We start from the raw sequence: 14928 nt of genomic DNA, 5'->3' as shown, positions 1-14928 counted from the left end.
GGGCCGCTGTCGAGGCCCCCGCTGCCGAGGTCCCGTTCCGTTGGATCAGCCCCAGGTCACACTCGCTGTGACCTGGGGCTGACCCATGTCCGGGCCCCGGTGCGCCTACGACACGTCCTGCGGATACCAGCGCAGCTCGACCGTGTTCCCGTCCGGGTCCTGTACGTACAGGGACTGGGCGTCGCCGCGGGCGCCGAAGCGGGGGACCGGGCCTTCCAGGACCGTGAAGGTGCCGGAGTCGATGACCGCCTGCCAGTCGAGGGGGTCGACGGTCAGACAGATGTGGTCGACGTTGGACTCGCCGCGCGGGCGGCTGAACAGGTCAATGATCGTTGCTGAGTTGACGCGCACGGAGGGAAACGGGACCTTGCCCGCCCGCCACTCCTCCACGCGCACCGGTTCCAGGCCGAGGGGCCCGGTGTAGAAGGCCAGGGAGCGTTCCACGTCCTGGACGTTGAGTACCAGGTGATCGAAGTCCTTCACATGCAGCTGAGGGAGAGACATGGAGGGAATCAAGCAGGGGGGAGTGGCGGCTGTCAATGAGCGGGGACGGCTGTCAACTGGGCGGGCGCTGGGTCCAAACCTCCAGCTCGGGGCGGCCGTTGGCGGCCGGGATGCGGTCCGTGCGGCTCCAGCGCCAGGCGTCGTACGCCGCCTTGGCCGCCGTGTTGGAGGGCTCGATGAGCGTGGTGACGAGCTCGGCGTCGACCCGTACGAGCAGTCGCTCCTGGAGGCGTTCGGCGACCTTCTGGCGGCGGTACGCGGGGGCGACCATCAGGTCGGCCACGTTGAACACCCGCCCTGAGTCCGCGAGTTGGCCGATCTCGGGCGGGGCGATGTCATGGCGTCCGTACCACCAGGAGCCCTGCCGGTCGGGGAGATAGCCGTAGATGCAGCCGACCAGGGCGGTGGCGGTGCTGGCGATCAGCAGGTCGAAGCCCGGTCGCTGGACGTCGGCCGCGAAGCGCGTCAGGAAGGCGGTCCGGTCGTGGAAGGCCGGGTCGTCCGGGGGCACCGGTTCGTACGGATTGCGCCGCGGGGCCGTACTGCTGCTGTCGCGGTACGTCAGTTCGTACAGATCCGCGATGGAATCCCGCTGTTGGTCGGCCTGCCATCTGCTCAGCCGACGGAAGAACACCTCTGCCACTACTGCCATGCCCACAGCGTGACAGTGGGGAGCGGGTTGTGGAACAGGACCTACGCCGACTGCCCGAGCGCCGCCTCTATCTGGGCGGTGACCTCCGCACCGGGCAGCGGGCGGCCCGCGCGGTCGAAGCCGTGGATCGAGGTCTCGCCGAGGCGGACCGTGGGGGTGCCGCGGACCCCGCTGCGGCCGAAGGCCTCGGCCACCGAGACCGCCCAGGGGACGTACGTACCGGAGATGGTCGCCTCGCGGAAGGCGGGCGCGACCAGGCCCACGGACTCGCCGACCCGGAGCACGACCGAGGGGTCGCCGTAGGAGTCGACGCTCTCGTCGGGCTGCTGTGCGTAGAGGGCCTCGTGCAGGGTCTTGAAGTCCTGCTGGCCCTCGTTGAGCGCCGCACCCGCCGCGTTCAGCGCCGTCGTGGAGCCACGGCCGCCGAGCATGGAGTCGAGGAGCGCCGCGAAGTGGTACTCCAGGCGCAGCCGGCCGTCGTCCGCGAAGCGGCGGATCGCGGCGCCCGCGCTGTGCTCCAGGCCCGCGCAGTACGGGCAGCGGAAGTCCTCGTAGAGGGAGAGGACCGGGAGCGCGCCCGCCTCTCCGTACGGGACGACAAGACCGGACTCGCCCGTGGTGTGCGCGGGCGTCCGGGGCTGCTGGGGGGACTGCGACGACTGCGCGGACTGCGACGACTGCGACGACTGCGACGACTGCGGGGACTGGGACGGCGCGGGCTGCTGCGACATGGACCGGGCTCCTTTTCGTCCCTCCCAGATACGCACAGGGGGGCGGGCGGCGCATCTCCAGCCGGTGGTGGTGGCGGTGCTGGTGGTGGTGCCGGTGTCGGTGCCGGTGGGCGTGGAACTTACTTGGCGTCCGCATAGCACTCCACCGCCGCCACCGTGAAGGGGAACCGCACCGGGGTCTCCCCGAAGGTGATCCGCCCGGCCAGCTCACCGGCCGCGCGGATCGCCTCAGCGACCGCTTCCGTCTCCTGCGCCGGGCAGTGCACGATCACCTCGTCGTGCTGGAAGAAGACCAGCTCGGCCTTCATCCCCGCCGCGTGCAGGGACTGCCGCAGCGCCGCCAGCATCAGCAGCGCCCAGTCCGCCGCACTGCCCTGGACGACGAAATTGCGGGTGAAGCGGCCCCGGGCGCGGTTGTTGCGCGAGGCGTAGCCCGGGGTGAACTCGCCTTCGGCCACAAGCGCTTCGTCCGGGTCCTGCGGGATTCCCGCCTCCCCGGCGTCGTCGTCCGAACCCGCCGCCGGCGGGCACGTCCGGCCCAGCCACGTGCGGACGAGCCGGCCCTCCTCGCCCGCTCGGGCCGCGTCGTCCACGAACTGCACGGCACGCGGGAACCTCCGGCGCATCGCCGCCAGGTTCTTCAGGCCGTCGCCGGAGGTCTGCCCGTACACCGCGCCCAGCACGGCGAGCTTCGCGGCCTCGCGGTCACCGGAGAAGGCCCGGTCGGAGACGGCCTTGTAGAGGTCGCCCGGCTGGCCCGCGACGTCCATCAGGCCCGGGTCGCGGGAGATCGCGGCCAGGACGCGCGGCTCCATCTGGTCGGCGTCGGCGACCACCAGGCGCCAGCCCTCGTCGGCGACGACCGCGCGCCGGATGACCTTGGGGATCTGGAGCGCTCCGCCACCGTTGGTCACCCAGCGGCCGGTCACCGTGCCGCCCGGCAGGTACTCGGGTCTGAAGCGGCCGTCGCGCACCCAGTCCTGGAGCCAGCCCCAGCCGTGCGCGGTCTGGATCCGGTAGAGCTTCTTGTACGCGATCAGCGGGGCGACGGCCGGGTGGTCGATCTCTTCGAGCTCCCAGCGCCGGGTCGATTTGACCTTGATCCCGGCCTGCGCGAACGCCTTGATGACGTCGGCCGGCAGCTCGGGGCGGACCCGGCGGCCGAACGCCTCCGACACCTGGTCCGCCAGCTCGGCCATCCGGCGTGGGTCGCCGCCGCCCGCGTACCGCTCGCCGAGGAGCTCGTCCAGTACGGACCGGTGGACGTCGGCCCGCCAGGGCAGCCCTGACTGGTTCATCTCGGCGGCGACGAGCATCCCGGCGGACTCGGCGGCGGTCAGCAGGCGCATGCGGTCCGGGTGGTCGGCCGCGTCGTGCCGGCGGACCTGGTCCTCGTACACCTGGAGGAGGGCCTCGAAGGGGAGGTGCACCGGCTGCGGCTCGAACAGCGAGGACTGGGAGCCGGGCTCGGCGGCGCGCTGCGGGGGATCGGGCGGTACGGGCAGGTGGTGCAGGCGGGCGTACGAGGCCGCGGCGGAACGGGGCTCGCCCAGGCGGCCCGCGTGGCCGAGGAGGAGGAGCTCGGCGTCCTCGATGTCGTAGCAGCGGGAGACGCGGACGCCGGCGGCGAGGAGGCGGGGGTAGATCTCGGGGGTGGAACGCCAGACCCAGCGGGTCGCCGCGGGGCGGGAGCGGACGGCTTCGGCGAGGTCCGGTTCGTGGCAGGGGGTGGCGGCGGGGCGGCCGGCCCGGGTCAGTGGGGCCAGCAGCGCCCCGCCGCCTTCCGTCGCGGCGACAGCCCACCGGTCGTTCATGAGATCGAGTGTGGCAGGGGGGTCTGACAATGCGCCGCGACCGGGCGGAAGGGGGTGCGGGAGAGGTGCGGGCCGGCGCGTGGGGAGGCGGGGGCGCCCTTGTGTCGTACGGGCGTTCACGCTATCTACACGCATTCCCCTGCTCCTGGCGCACAACTTCTCGGCAGTCCCACCAGTCACATGGGTGTGTGAATGTCCGTACCGGAAGAGGAGCTCCATGAACGTCCGTCATGTCCTGGCCGCCGCGGTGGCGACAGCAGCTCTGTCCGCCACCATGGCGCCCGTCGCGTACGCCGCGGACGCACCTGCGGAGTTGCCCTCCTGCAGCGACGTCTCCATGGGTGGCGGCGGCTACGAGCAGAAGCTGATCAAGGCGACCATGTCGGAAGTGGCCGGACCCATCGTCGCCGGCGGCGACTGGTCCCCCTACACCGTCACGGTGACCAGCACCTCCGCCGACGAGCTGAAGAACGTCGGCCGGGGCGTGACCGTCGCGCGCCAGACGGAGAACGGTGAGGACCAGCCAGGACCCTGGATGGACGTCGAGTACAAGTCGAAGGAGACCGGCCAGTGGGTCGCCCTTGAGGGGAACGGCGGCCCGCTGGCGGACCTCGGCACGCTGAAGCCGAAGGAGTCGGTGAAGCAGGAACTGCGGCTGCGGGCCGCCAAGGACATTCCCGCGGTGATCAATTTCATCGACTCGTTCTTCACGGCCTACGTCGACGACGTCTACGTCAACCCGTCGTCCGGTGTGAAGACCCCCTGCCGCGGCAGTTCGGGCGCGATGGACACCTTCGGGGTCAAGCCGGCCGGGACGACCCCGGAGCCGACCCGCACTCCCGGTCCGAAGCCCACTTCGAGCGCCACGCCGACCACCAGGCCGACTGCCACGGTGACTCCGTCCGGCGGTCCTTCGGTGACTCCGGCAGGCAAGCCCACCGCGACCCCGAGCACCGTCCCGACGGCCACCGGGTCGGCCGCCGCCACCCCGCAGCTCGCGGGCGGTACGGGCGTCGCGGGCGGTACGGGCGGTACGGGCAACCTCGCCTCCACCGGCACCTCCGGCGCCCTGCCGGTCGTCGGCCTCGCCGGTGGCGCCGCGGTGTTGCTGGGTGTGGCAGCGATGATCGTCGTACGGCGCAAGGGACGCGCGCAGCAGTAGCGGCGGCCCGCAGCCCCCGCCAGTAGCACTGGAGGTAGCGGTAGCGGTAGCGACGGCCCGCAGCCCACGTCAGTAGCACTGGAGGTAGCGGTAGCGGTAGCGGCGGTCCGCGCACGTGGATGTACGGCCGCACGGCGCGCCCGGGATGCCGACCGGGCGGGCCGCTGTCACGCTCGACGCATGCGAGTGGCACTGGCACAGACCGACTGCGTCCTCGGCGACGTCGAAGCGAACCTGGCGGCGGCCCGGGACCAGATCAGGCAGGCCGTCTCCCAGGGCGCCGACCTCGTCGTCTTCCCCGAGCTCAGCCTGCACGGCTACCACCTGGGCGCCCTCAAGCAGGACACCTCCGTCGAAGCCCGCGACCCGCGGCTGATGGAGCTGGGCACGCTCGGCGCGGACGTCGTCGTCGGGTTCCACGAGTACACCTCCATGAGGGCGTACAACACCTCGGCGTACTACGCGGCCGGCTCCCTGCTGCACGCCCACCGCAAGCTGTACCTCCCGAACTACCTGGCCTGGGAGGAGCGCAAGCACGTCAGCCCCGGCCAGTCGCTGAAGGCGTACGACCTGCCCGGCGGGCGGGGCCGGGCGGCCACGCTCATCTGCAACGACGCCTGGCAGCCCGTGCTGCCCTGGATCGCCGTGCAGGACGGCGCCGAGGTCGTCGTCGTCCCCGCCAACAGCGCGGCCTCCCTCGACCCCGAGGCGATGGACACCGGCCTGTACTGGGACAGCCTGCTGTCCTACACGGCCCGCATGCTGCAGTGCTGGGTGATCTTCGTGAACCGCGTCGGCAGCGAGAACGGGGCGTCCTTCTGGGGCGGCTCCCGCGTCGTCGACCCGCGCGGCATGGTCGTCGCCCAGGCCCCCAAGTGGGAGGCCGCTCTGGTCACCGCCGACATCTCGGTGCCCGAGGCCCGCCGCCAGCGCCGTGCGGTGCCGCTCGTCGCCGAGGCCAGGCTGAGCCTGGTGTCGCGCGAGGTCGGCCGTCTGATCGACGAGGGCGGCGACAGCTGAGCAGCGGCTGAGCGGGCTCCGGCGACAGCCGAGTACGGGCTTAGCCGAGGAAGGGCTTCACGGCCGGGCGCGGTATACCAGAAGGGTGAGCCCGATCGAGGAGATACGTTGACCGACACTGCCGCCTTCCCGGGCGCCGACCAGGCGTTTTCCGCGCTGTACGGAACGGGCGACGACGACCTCGACCTCGGCGCCTCACTGCTCGCCGCCGCCCCCTGGGCGGACGCGGGACGTGAAGTACTGCGACGGGGCGAGGAGTTCGTGCGCCGCGCCTGGGACCGGGGCTGGCAGCCGGCCGACGTCGCCCGCCTCGTCCGCCGCGACCTCAAAGAGGTGCACATACGCCTCCTCGCCGACCTGATCGCCGCCGAGCACCGCCACCGCGCTGCCGCCCGCGCGTACGTGCCGCCGCGCTGGCAGGAGCAGCTGCGGGAACTGGGCGTCCAGGACGGGCCGGTCCGGTGGAAGAGCGATGAGCTGTACGCCGCCGCACTCGCCCGCCGCGAGAAGACCGACCGCTTCTCCCTGGCCACCGCCGTACTGGAGCTGCTGCGGCTGCTGATCCGGCTCCCCACGATCGAGCCCGTCGGGCCCGCGCCCGGCGCCTCCCCGCTCGTGCAGCAGCTGCAGGCCGCACCCGGCGAACCCCGCATGCTCACCCGGATACGCGCGCTGCTCGCCAAGGCGGAGGCCACGGACTACCCGGAGGAGGCCGAGGCGCTCACCGGGAAGGCGCAGGAGCTGATGGCGCGGCACAGCATCGACGACGCCGTCCTCGCAGCGCAGGGACACTCCGCGGACGGGCCCGGCGCCTGCCGCATCGGCGTCGACGCACCGTACGAGACGGCGAAGGCGATCCTTCTCGACGCGGTCGCGACGGCGAACCGCTGCCGGTCCGTGTGGAACAGCGAGTTCGGGTTCTCCACGGTCGTCGGCTTCGAGGCCGACCTGGAGGCCGTCGAGCTGCTCCACACCTCGCTGCTCGTGCAGGGGACGGCCGCGATGACCCGCGCGGAGGCCGCCCAGCGGGCCGGCGGGCGCAAGCGCACCAAGTCCTTCCGGCAGTCGTTCCTGACGGCGTACGCGAGCAGGCTCGGCACCCGGCTGGCGGAGGCCACCGAGCACGTGGTGGAGGAGGCCGGAGCCCAGGAAGCGGGCGGGTCCCTGCTGCCGGTCCTCGCCGCACGGGACGTGGCGGTCACCGACCGGGCGGAGCAGATGTTCCCGCGCACCACGTCCACGCGCGTGCGTGGCGTGAACGACCTGGCGGGCTGGGAGCACGGGACGGCGGCGGCGGACCGGGCCTCGGTGCACGGGGCGCGGGGGCCGCGGGACCGGATCACGCGTTGACGCGACCACGACGACGAAGGCGACGACGAGCCGGGTGCGCAGCCCGCCGAAGAGGCGCCGCGAGCGCCTCTTTGAGGCGGACGTGTCTTTGCCGGTGTTGGCCCTGATGTCCTTTGGCCCTGCTGTCGTTTGTCCTGATGTCGTTAGTCCTGCTGTCGTTCGTGCGGTTCACAGCGGCCCGAAGCGGTAGCCGAAGCCCCGCACCGTCTGTACGTACCGCGGCTTCACCGGTACGTCCTCCAGCTTGGCCCGCAGCCTGCCGACCGCCGCGTCCACGATCCGGGAGTCGCCCAGGAAGGTGTGGTCCCAGACGGATTCGAGGAGCTGCTCACGGCTGAAGACCCGGCAGGGGGAGGCCGACAGTTCGAGCAGCAGCATCAGCAGTTCGGTGGGCGGCAGCGGCACCGGTGTGCCGTTCTTGGTGACGGTCAGCCCGGCGCGGTCGATCACCAGGCCGCCCGGACCGCCGGCCGGGTCGCCGTCCTGAGCGGTGTCGGGGCCCTGCCGCAGTGACGGTTCCGCGCGCCGCAGCGCGGCCCGGATGCGGGCCTCCAGGACGGGCGCGGATGCGGCTGCACACCTCGAAGCCGTCCATGCCGGGCAGCATCAGGACGAGCACGGCCGGCTCGATCTTGCCGTCGCCGGGTCCAGTCAGCAGCGCCAGGGCCTCCTCGCCGGTGGCCGCCGTGTCGACGGCGTACCCGTGCCGTCGCAGCACGAGCTCCATTCCGTCCCGTACGGACGCGTCGTCAAGCCGACCCGTTGGCGGGGGTCCCTCCCTGTTCGAGCGAAGCCGAGAGCTTGGGGGCGGGTGGGCAAGGTAGCGGCCCCCACGCGGAGCACAACCCCCCGACCGCCCGCCCTCGCGACCGCCCCGCCCCGCCCCACCCCACCCCACTTGCCCCACTCCGTCCCCTCCCACCCCCAGCCATTACCCTCGTCCCCATGAGCTGGCTCAAAGCCCTGAAGGACACCGCCCGCTCCGGGCTGACGGTCGAGCCTCAGCGCCTCGACCCCCTCATCGCGGTCCGAGCCGCCATCGGCCTCGCCCTGGTCGTCGGCACCGCCCTCCACCTCTTCGGCCCCGCCGTCGCAGCCAGCTCCGCCTTCGGCGCCTTCCAGGCCGCCCTGGCGACCTTCCAGCGCAGCTGGCGCACCCGCCCCGTCCTCGCCCTCGCCTCGGGCGCGAGCCTCGCCGTGACGACCTTTGTCGGGTACCTGACCGGCGCTCACCCGGTGCTGTTCATCAGCCTGCTGGCCCTGTGGACGTTCCTCTCGGGCATGGCGTGGGCGGTCGGCCCCACCGCAGGCATGATCGCCAGCTCGAACGTGGCGATCATGCTGGTGACCGTCACCCTCCCGACCTCCGTCGCCGCAGCCGCAGGCCACGCGGGAATGATCATGATGGGCGGGGTCGTCCAGGCGGCGCTGATCGTCCTCTTCCCGGTCCGCCGCTGGGGCGCCCAGCGCGACGCCCTCGCCGACGCCCTCGCGGCCGAGGCCGACTACGCGCGACGGCTGCGGCACGACCCCGTCGCCCCGTTCGACCCCGAGCCCCTGATGACCGCCCGCCACGCCGCCGCGATCACACCCCGCCAGGCCCGCCGCCGCCCCGCCGAACTGCACGGCACCCGCGGTCTGGCGGAACGTATCCGCCCCGTCCTCGCCTCCCTCGCCGACCCGGCCCTCGGCGTCCCCGCCGAGGGCGAGGAACGCGCCCGGGTCCGCGAGCTGCTCGCCGCCGCCGGGTCCACCCTCGACGCCGCCGCCCGCGCCGTCCGCAAGGGCGAGCCCGTCACGATGTCCCCGGCGGCCCGAGCGGTGCTCGCCGTCCCCAAGGAAGGCGCCGTCCTTACCGGTCCCGCCCGCCGCGCGGAGTCCCGGCTGATCACCCTGCTGCGGGACGTGATCGAGACCGCCCAGGGCAGTGGCACCACCAATTCCCGGAGCACCGGCCCCGAACGCAGCCTCAAAGAGGACACCGCCTACCGCACCGCCGCCCGCCTCGCCCGCAACGCCGCCCGCCGCGTCGCCCGCCGCCCCGAGCACCGTGCCGACCCCGACGACCACCTGCACCGGCCCACGGTTCTGGAGCTGTTCCCGGTCGCCCTGCGCGCCATGCGCGGCGAACTGCGCCGCGACTCCCCGGTACTGCGGCACGCCCTGCGCGTCGCCGCGGTCAGCGCCACCGGGTACGCCGTCGCGTCGTTGCTCCCGCTCGGCCACAGCTACTGGGCGCCCATGGCCGCCGTCATGATCATGCGGCCGGACTTCTCGCAGACGTACTCGCGCGCCGTCGCCCGCTTCGGCGGCACCCTGCTGGGCGTCGCCCTCGCCACCGGCCTCGTCCAGCTCACCCACCCGGACACCCGGCTGTCGGCGGGGCTCGCCGTCGGATGCGCCTTCCTGATGTTCCTGCTGCTGCGCACCGGCTACGCCGTCACGCAGGTCTTCGTCGCCGCGTACGTCGTCTTCCTGCTCGGCATGGGCGGCCTCCAGTGGACCCAGACCGTCCCCGAGCGCGTCGTACTGACCCTGGCGGGCGGGCTCCTCGCGATGCTCGCGTACGCCGTCTACCCGGCCTGGGAGACCCCGCGCCTGCGCACCCGCCTCGCCGACTGGCTGATCGCCGACGGCCGTTACGCCTCCGCCGTCCTCCAGCGGTACGCCGACCCCGCCGGCGCCCCGCGCGAGGCCGTGCGGGAGACCCTGCTCGGCACCCGCGAGGCGCGGGTCGCCTGGAAGGACGCCCTGGAGCGGGCCGCCAACGAACCCGTACGGCACCGCGGCCTGTCCCGCGCAGCAGCCGCCGACGCCCCGCACGCCCTCGCCCAGCTCGCCCGCGTCGCCATGCTGATGGAGGCGCACCTCCCGGCCCGCGACACCACACCCGTACCGGCCGCCGCCTCCCTCGCGGACGCGCTGCACCGCGACGTCACCGACGCGGCCCGCGCCGTGCGCGAACGCCGCGCCCCGAAGTGGGACACCTACCGTGCCGCCCTGGCCGCGTGGGAGGCGGACTACTCCGACCACGCAGTCGGCGACGACAAGGTCGTACGCAAGGGAGCCGGGCTCCTCCTCGAAGCGCTGGACGAACTCACCGACGCCCTGGCAGGCGAAGGGCCGCGCCCCAAGGGAAGCGCGGCCGCCGTCACCTCATAGAGGAGGTGCTCCGAACGAGGTGTTCTGAACGAGGTGCTCCGAACGAGGTGGTTCTGAACGAGGTGTTCTGAGCCAAGAGCCGGAGTTAGGACTCCGGCAGCTTCGGCATCGACGGCATGTCCGTCGGTATCCGCGTGGGCAGCGCGTCCGACGGCGCCTTGGAGAACTTGTCCTCGATCCCGCTGCCCTCCCACTTCACGGTGAGGGTCTTGCCGTCCGCTCCGACGGTCACCTCGCCCTTCGTGCGATCGGTGTTGCCGTTCGCGCACTTGAGGTCCAGGGAGACCTTCCCCGTGCGGACCGTGCGCCCCGTGCACAGGTGCTCGCCCGCGATGCCTGCCATGTCGTCCTGGACGGTCAGGACGACGAGTTTGCCGTGGGTGGTCGCCATCCAGGAGCCCTTGATGTCGGCGTTCCCCGCGTCCCCGGAGGGCGCTCCGGTCTCGCCGCCGGTCCCTGCGCCGGAGGTGGCGGCCGGCGGTTTGGCGCTGCCCTTTGCGTCGCCGCCGCCGTTGCCGTCGCTGCTGCATCCGGTCAGCAGAAGAGCGGCCGCGAGCGCGGCCGCCCCGGCGCCGCTGCGTATGTGACTGTGCACTCCAGACTCCCCATGTGCTGTTGCCAGTGGATCAATTGGCAGGTGGAAGGAACGCGTCAAGCTACCAGGGCGTCTCTTGAAGGAGTCCGTACGGAATGGGTGCCAATAGAGGCATCCGGTTCTGTAGTCAAGAGGCAACCCCGCGTGCACGTGCATCTGCCCATGCATCGGCAGGTGAACGAAGCTATGATCCGGGTCAGTTGACACCAGTACTTCCGGGAGCGACCTGTGCACCACGCATACAACGGCATGGCTGCCACAGAGCTCCACGGAGTGGTCTGGCAGAAGAGCAGGCACAGCAATTCGCAGGGCTCCTGTGTGGAGTTCGCGAAGCTGCCCGGTGGCAACGTTGCCGTGCGGAACTCGCGGTACCCCGAGGGGCCCGCGCTCGTCTACACACGGGCGGAGATAGAGGCGATGCTGCTCGGCATCAAGGACGGCGAGTTCGACCACCTGACGGCAGGAAACTGACGCACGGGGGAACCCGGCCTGCCGCAGGCTTGCGGGGGCAGAGAACCTGCAGGGGCAGATGCGAGAGCAGGGGCAGGCGCGGGAGTAAACTCGGGAGCAGACGGGCCACTGCTCGCAGGGTGCGGAGCGCTACTGCTCGCCCTGCAGCCGGAACAGCGCCCACACGACCTTGCCGTGCAGCGTCCCGGCCAGCGGGTGCCACCCCCAGCTGTCGCTGAACGAGTCCACCAGGAAGAGCCCGCGCCCGGACTCCGCCGAGAAGTCGTCGCTCTCGCGCGCCGCCGGCCCGTCATGGCTGGGATCACGTACCGCGCACACCAGCCGCGAGCTCCAGCGCATCAGATGCAGCCGCACCGGCGGATCGTTCTCGCGCGGGGTGTCGGCGGGCAGGGCATGCCGCAGAGCGTTGGTGACGAGCTCGGAGACCACCAGGGCCACGTCGTCGAATCTGCTCTCCAGGTCCCACTGGCACAGCGTGCTGCGGGTGAACTTCCGTGCCCCGCCCACCGCTTCGTACCGCGCGGGCAGCGCGCAGGAAGCCGAGGTGGACACCGACGAGGGGTCGATGGGGGGCAGGCCCTGCCGTAACGGCACGAGCATGGTCGATCCATTCATCCCCATGCGAGGCGCTCCCGGGTTCGCGGTCCTGGCGATACGGCGGTGATGCAGCAGCTCTACAGCGGCGGTGCGACAGCGAATGCAGCAGCGATGCAGCAGTAGTCATACGTGCGCGCGGACCAAGGTTCCCGAATGCGTACGGCAGATGCAAGGGCAGATGCACGTGCACGCGCCTGACTTGGGCAACAGAGTGCCGTTTCTTGCTCATTTCTTCCTCCAACCACTTTCACGGCCTTGCCATTTCCGTAACCGAATGCGTACAGGCTGAAGCGTTTTGGTGGCAGACTTCGCCCTCTCGGGACCCTGGGGGAGGGCCTCGCGCACACATGAACGAGAGGGAGGGCCGGAGAAGTGACCGCAGGCGAGTCGAGCGGATCAGTGGTGCGTCGCATCCTGCTCGGCTCTCAGCTCAGGCGGCTGCGCGAGTCGCGCGGCATCACCCGCGAGGCGGCCGGCTACTCGATCCGTGCATCCGAATCGAAGATCAGCCGCATGGAGTTGGGACGGGTGAGCTTCAAGGCCAGGGACGTAGAGGATCTGCTCACGCTCTACGGGGTCACGGACGGGGCGGAGCGCGAGTCGCTGCTCGCACTGGCCCGTGAGGCCAATCTCGCGGGCTGGTGGCACAGCTTCGGCGACGTACTGCCCGGCTGGTTCCAGACGTACGTCGGGCTTGAGGGCGCGGCGTCACTGATCCGGATCTACGAAGTCCAGTTCGTGCACGGCCTGTTGCAGACCGAGGCGTACGCACAGGCGGTCGTCTCGCGCGGCATTCCGCACGCCACCGCCGCAGAGGTGGACCGCCGGGTCGCGCTGCGCCTGGAGCGGCAGAAGATCCTCGTCTCCGAGCGTGCCCCGCACTTCCACGCCGTGCTCGACGAGGCGGCCCTGCGCCGTCCGTACGGCGACCGGGACGTCATGCGGGGGCAGTTGCAGCACCTGATCGACATCTCCGAGCGGTCCAACGTGACGCTCCAGGTGATGCCCTTCAACTTCGGCGGCCACGCGGGCGAGAGCGGCGCCTTCACCCTGCTGCGCTTCCCGGAGTCCGACCTCTCCGACCTCGTCTACCTGGAGCAGCTCACCAGCGCGCTCTACCTGGACAAGTGCGACGAGGTCGGCCAGTACGAGCGCGTCATGGACCGCCTCCAGGAGGACTGCCCGAGCCCCTCCGCCACCCGGGACGTCCTGCGTGGACTCCTTCAACTGATCTGATCCATATGTACGTTGACGGAACCTCATACTCCCCAGGAGCATCAGACTCCGCAGGGGAACCGTGGCAACAGCAGTGGCAGCAGTAAGGGATCGCATGTCCTTCTTCACCGACCTGGCGCACCAGTACATCGATGGCGAGTGGCGGACCGGCAGCGGCTCGTGGGACATCATCGACTTCAACCCGTACAACGGGGAGAAGCTCGCCGCGATCACCGTTGCCTCGGTCGCCGAGGTCGACGACGCCTACCGCGCCGCTGAGCGCGCCCAGCGCGACTGGGCCGCCGTGAACGCGTACAGCCGCCGCGACGTCGTGGACCGGGTGCTGCGCCTCGTCGAGGAGCGCGAGCCCGAGATCGTCGCCGCGATCACCGAAGAGGTGGGCGGTACGTTCGTGAAGGCGACGTACGAGGTGCGCCTCGCCAAGGAATTCCTGCGCGAGGCAACGCAGTTGGCCACGCTCCCCGAGGGCCGCATCCTGGCCTCGCCCGTTCCCGGCAAGGAGAACCGCGTCCACCGGCTCCCGGTCGGCGTCGTCGGCGTCATCAGCCCCTTCAACTTTCCCTTCCTCACCGGCATCAAGGCCGCCGCCCCCGCCCTCGCCCTCGGCAACGCCGTCGTGATCAAGCCGAACCAGAACACCCCCGTCGTCGGCGGCGGGCTCATCGCCCACCTCTTTGAGGACGCGGGGCTGCCCGCCGGACTCCTCAACGTCCTCGTCACGGACATAGCCGAGATCGGGGACGCGCTCCTGGAGCACCCCGTCCCCAAGGTGATCTCCTTCACCGGCTCCGACCGCACCGGCCGGCACGTCGCCGCCGTCGCCGGTGCCCGCTTCAAGCGCACGATCCTCTCCCTGAGCGGCAACAGCGCCCTGGTGGTCCTGGACGACGCGGACCTCGACTACGCGGCCTCGGCGGCCGTCTTCAGCCGCTTCGTCTCCCAGGGCCAGGTCTGCATGGCCGCCAACCGGATCCTCGTCGACCGGTCGGTGGAAGAGGAGTTCACGGAGAAGTTCGTCACGAAGGTGCGGGCACTGCGCACCGGCGACCCCGCCGACCCCGCCACCCAGCTCGGCCCGGTCATCAACACCTTCCACGCCGACGCCCTGTCGGGCCTGGTCGACCAGGCCCTCGCCGAGGGCGCGACCGCTCTCGTACGGGGTGCTACGCGCGGCAACCTCGTCGAGCCGACCGTCCTGGCCGGGCTGCCCGCCGGCTCGCCCATCCTGGAGCAGGAGATCTTCGGCCCCGTCGCTCTCCTGCTGCCCTTCGACGGCGAGGACGAGGCGGTACGCATCACCAACGACAGCCCGTACGGACTGAGCGGCGCCGTCATGACCGGCAACGTCGAGCGCGGCGTCCGCTTCGCGAAGCGCATCGAGACCGGCATGATCCACATCAACGACTCGACCATCCAGGACGACCCGCTCGTCGCCTTCGGCGGCGAGAAGGCGTCCGGCGTCGGCCGGATGAACGGCGAGTCGACGGTCGATGTCTTCACCACCCAGAAGTGGATCTCGGTGCAGCACGGCCGCTCCGAATTCCCCTTCTAGATTCCCCTGCCGGATTCCTTTTCCCGAGGCCGCGATTCAGGACTGAACCTGTCCGCAAGCCGCCCTAACGTAGTGGTTGTTC

General features: G+C 71.4%; 13 protein-coding genes and 1 pseudogene. 7 read left to right on the top strand and 7 right to left on the bottom strand.

Translation table 11 applies throughout. The features are described from left to right. Nucleotides 1-105 precede the first annotated feature (105 nt). The 4 genes from AB0D18_RS20875 to AB0D18_RS20860 form a co-directional block, all read right to left on the bottom strand. Nucleotides 106-504 (bottom strand): VOC family protein, encoded by a 399-nt coding sequence (locus tag AB0D18_RS20875; RefSeq protein ID WP_362420413.1) that lies wholly within the window; start codon nucleotides 502-504, stop codon nucleotides 106-108. Between the two features lie 52 nt (nucleotides 505-556). Then, nucleotides 557-1156, bottom strand: coding sequence for a GNAT family N-acetyltransferase (locus AB0D18_RS20870; RefSeq protein ID WP_362420410.1), 600 nt, complete (start codon nucleotides 1154-1156; stop codon nucleotides 557-559). 41 nt (nucleotides 1157-1197) lie between these two features. After that, nucleotides 1198-1887, bottom strand: a complete 690-nt coding sequence (locus AB0D18_RS20865; protein WP_362420407.1) for a thioredoxin domain-containing protein — start codon at nucleotides 1885-1887, stop codon at nucleotides 1198-1200. 119 nt (nucleotides 1888-2006) lie between these two features. Then, entirely contained in the window at nucleotides 2007-3701 is a 1695-nt protein-coding gene (locus AB0D18_RS20860; RefSeq protein ID WP_362420404.1) for a bifunctional 3'-5' exonuclease/DNA polymerase, read from the bottom strand. A 217-nt stretch (nucleotides 3702-3918) separates the two neighbouring features. Between AB0D18_RS20860 and AB0D18_RS20855 the strand changes: the two genes are divergently transcribed. The 3 genes from AB0D18_RS20855 (at nucleotide 3919) to AB0D18_RS20845 (ending at nucleotide 7233) form a co-directional block, all read left to right on the top strand. Further along, on the top strand, nucleotides 3919-4863 hold the full coding sequence (locus AB0D18_RS20855; RefSeq protein WP_362420401.1) for a hypothetical protein: 945 nt from the start codon (nucleotides 3919-3921) through the stop codon (nucleotides 4861-4863). 180 nt (nucleotides 4864-5043) lie between these two features. Next, entirely contained in the window at nucleotides 5044-5883 is an 840-nt protein-coding gene (locus tag AB0D18_RS20850; protein ID WP_362420397.1) for a nitrilase-related carbon-nitrogen hydrolase, read from the top strand. A 108-nt stretch (nucleotides 5884-5991) separates the two neighbouring features. Then, nucleotides 5992-7233, top strand: coding sequence for a DUF2786 domain-containing protein (locus AB0D18_RS20845; RefSeq protein ID WP_362420394.1), 1242 nt, complete (start codon nucleotides 5992-5994; stop codon nucleotides 7231-7233). A 168-nt stretch (nucleotides 7234-7401) separates the two neighbouring features. Here the strand turns inward: AB0D18_RS20845 and AB0D18_RS20840 are convergent. Then, nucleotides 7402-7960: pseudogene (locus AB0D18_RS20840) on the bottom strand (response regulator transcription factor). A 218-nt stretch (nucleotides 7961-8178) separates the two neighbouring features. Between AB0D18_RS20840 and AB0D18_RS20835 the strand changes: the two are divergent. Then, nucleotides 8179-10395 carry an FUSC family protein gene (locus tag AB0D18_RS20835; RefSeq protein ID WP_362420391.1) on the top strand — a complete coding sequence of 739 codons (2217 nt, stop codon included), beginning with the start codon at nucleotides 8179-8181 and terminating at the stop codon, nucleotides 10393-10395. 85 nt (nucleotides 10396-10480) lie between these two features. Here the strand turns inward: AB0D18_RS20835 and AB0D18_RS20830 are convergent, their stop codons facing one another. Further along, nucleotides 10481-10990 (bottom strand): hypothetical protein, encoded by a 510-nt coding sequence (locus tag AB0D18_RS20830; RefSeq protein WP_362420388.1) that lies wholly within the window; start codon nucleotides 10988-10990, stop codon nucleotides 10481-10483. A 228-nt stretch (nucleotides 10991-11218) separates the two neighbouring features. On the opposite strand from AB0D18_RS20830, the gene AB0D18_RS20825 reads away from it, so the two are divergent. Next, nucleotides 11219-11461 (top strand): DUF397 domain-containing protein, encoded by a 243-nt coding sequence (locus tag AB0D18_RS20825; protein WP_362420385.1) that lies wholly within the window; start codon nucleotides 11219-11221, stop codon nucleotides 11459-11461. A 129-nt stretch (nucleotides 11462-11590) separates the two neighbouring features. Here AB0D18_RS20825 and AB0D18_RS20820 read toward each other — a convergent pair whose 3' ends face one another. Further along, complete coding sequence (locus tag AB0D18_RS20820; RefSeq protein WP_362420382.1) at nucleotides 11591-12082, bottom strand: ATP-binding protein; 492 nt, start codon at nucleotides 12080-12082, stop codon at nucleotides 11591-11593. A gap of 348 nt (nucleotides 12083-12430) precedes the next feature. Here AB0D18_RS20820 and AB0D18_RS20815 point away from each other — a divergent pair, with 348 nt between their 5' ends. Next, nucleotides 12431-13294: a helix-turn-helix transcriptional regulator gene (locus AB0D18_RS20815; protein ID WP_362420379.1), complete on the top strand. Its 864-nt coding sequence runs from the start codon at nucleotides 12431-12433 to the stop codon at nucleotides 13292-13294. Between the two features lie 94 nt (nucleotides 13295-13388). Next, entirely contained in the window at nucleotides 13389-14846 is a 1458-nt protein-coding gene (locus AB0D18_RS20810; RefSeq protein ID WP_362420376.1) for an aldehyde dehydrogenase family protein, read from the top strand. Nucleotides 14847-14928: the final 82 nt, after the last annotated feature.

Origin of the sequence: Streptomyces sp. NPDC048442, assembly GCF_040651475.1 — a bacterium.
Classification (GTDB): Bacteria; Actinomycetota; Actinomycetes; order Streptomycetales; family Streptomycetaceae; genus Streptomyces.
This window is presented reverse-complemented; position numbering and strand designations above follow the sequence as displayed.

What these genes read in the sequence shown, in the direction of transcription:
- AB0D18_RS20875 (WP_362420413.1), bottom strand. Translation starts at nt 504, where the DNA reads ATGTCTCTCCCTCAGCTGCATGTGAAGGACTTCGATCACCTGGTACTC.
- AB0D18_RS20870 (WP_362420410.1), bottom strand. Translation starts at nt 1,156, where the DNA reads ATGGCAGTAGTGGCAGAGGTGTTCTTCCGTCGGCTGAGCAGATGGCAG.
- AB0D18_RS20865 (WP_362420407.1), bottom strand. Translation starts at nt 1,887, where the DNA reads ATGTCGCAGCAGCCCGCGCCGTCCCAGTCCCCGCAGTCGTCGCAGTCG.
- AB0D18_RS20860 (WP_362420404.1), bottom strand. Translation starts at nt 3,701, where the DNA reads ATGAACGACCGGTGGGCTGTCGCCGCGACGGAAGGCGGCGGGGCGCTG.
- AB0D18_RS20855 (WP_362420401.1), top strand. Translation starts at nt 3,919, where the DNA reads ATGAACGTCCGTCATGTCCTGGCCGCCGCGGTGGCGACAGCAGCTCTG.
- AB0D18_RS20850 (WP_362420397.1), top strand. Translation starts at nt 5,044, where the DNA reads ATGCGAGTGGCACTGGCACAGACCGACTGCGTCCTCGGCGACGTCGAA.
- AB0D18_RS20835 (WP_362420391.1), top strand. Translation starts at nt 8,179, where the DNA reads ATGAGCTGGCTCAAAGCCCTGAAGGACACCGCCCGCTCCGGGCTGACG.
- AB0D18_RS20820 (WP_362420382.1), bottom strand. Translation starts at nt 12,082, where the DNA reads ATGGGGATGAATGGATCGACCATGCTCGTGCCGTTACGGCAGGGCCTG.
- AB0D18_RS20810 (WP_362420376.1), top strand. Translation starts at nt 13,389, where the DNA reads ATGTCCTTCTTCACCGACCTGGCGCACCAGTACATCGATGGCGAGTGG.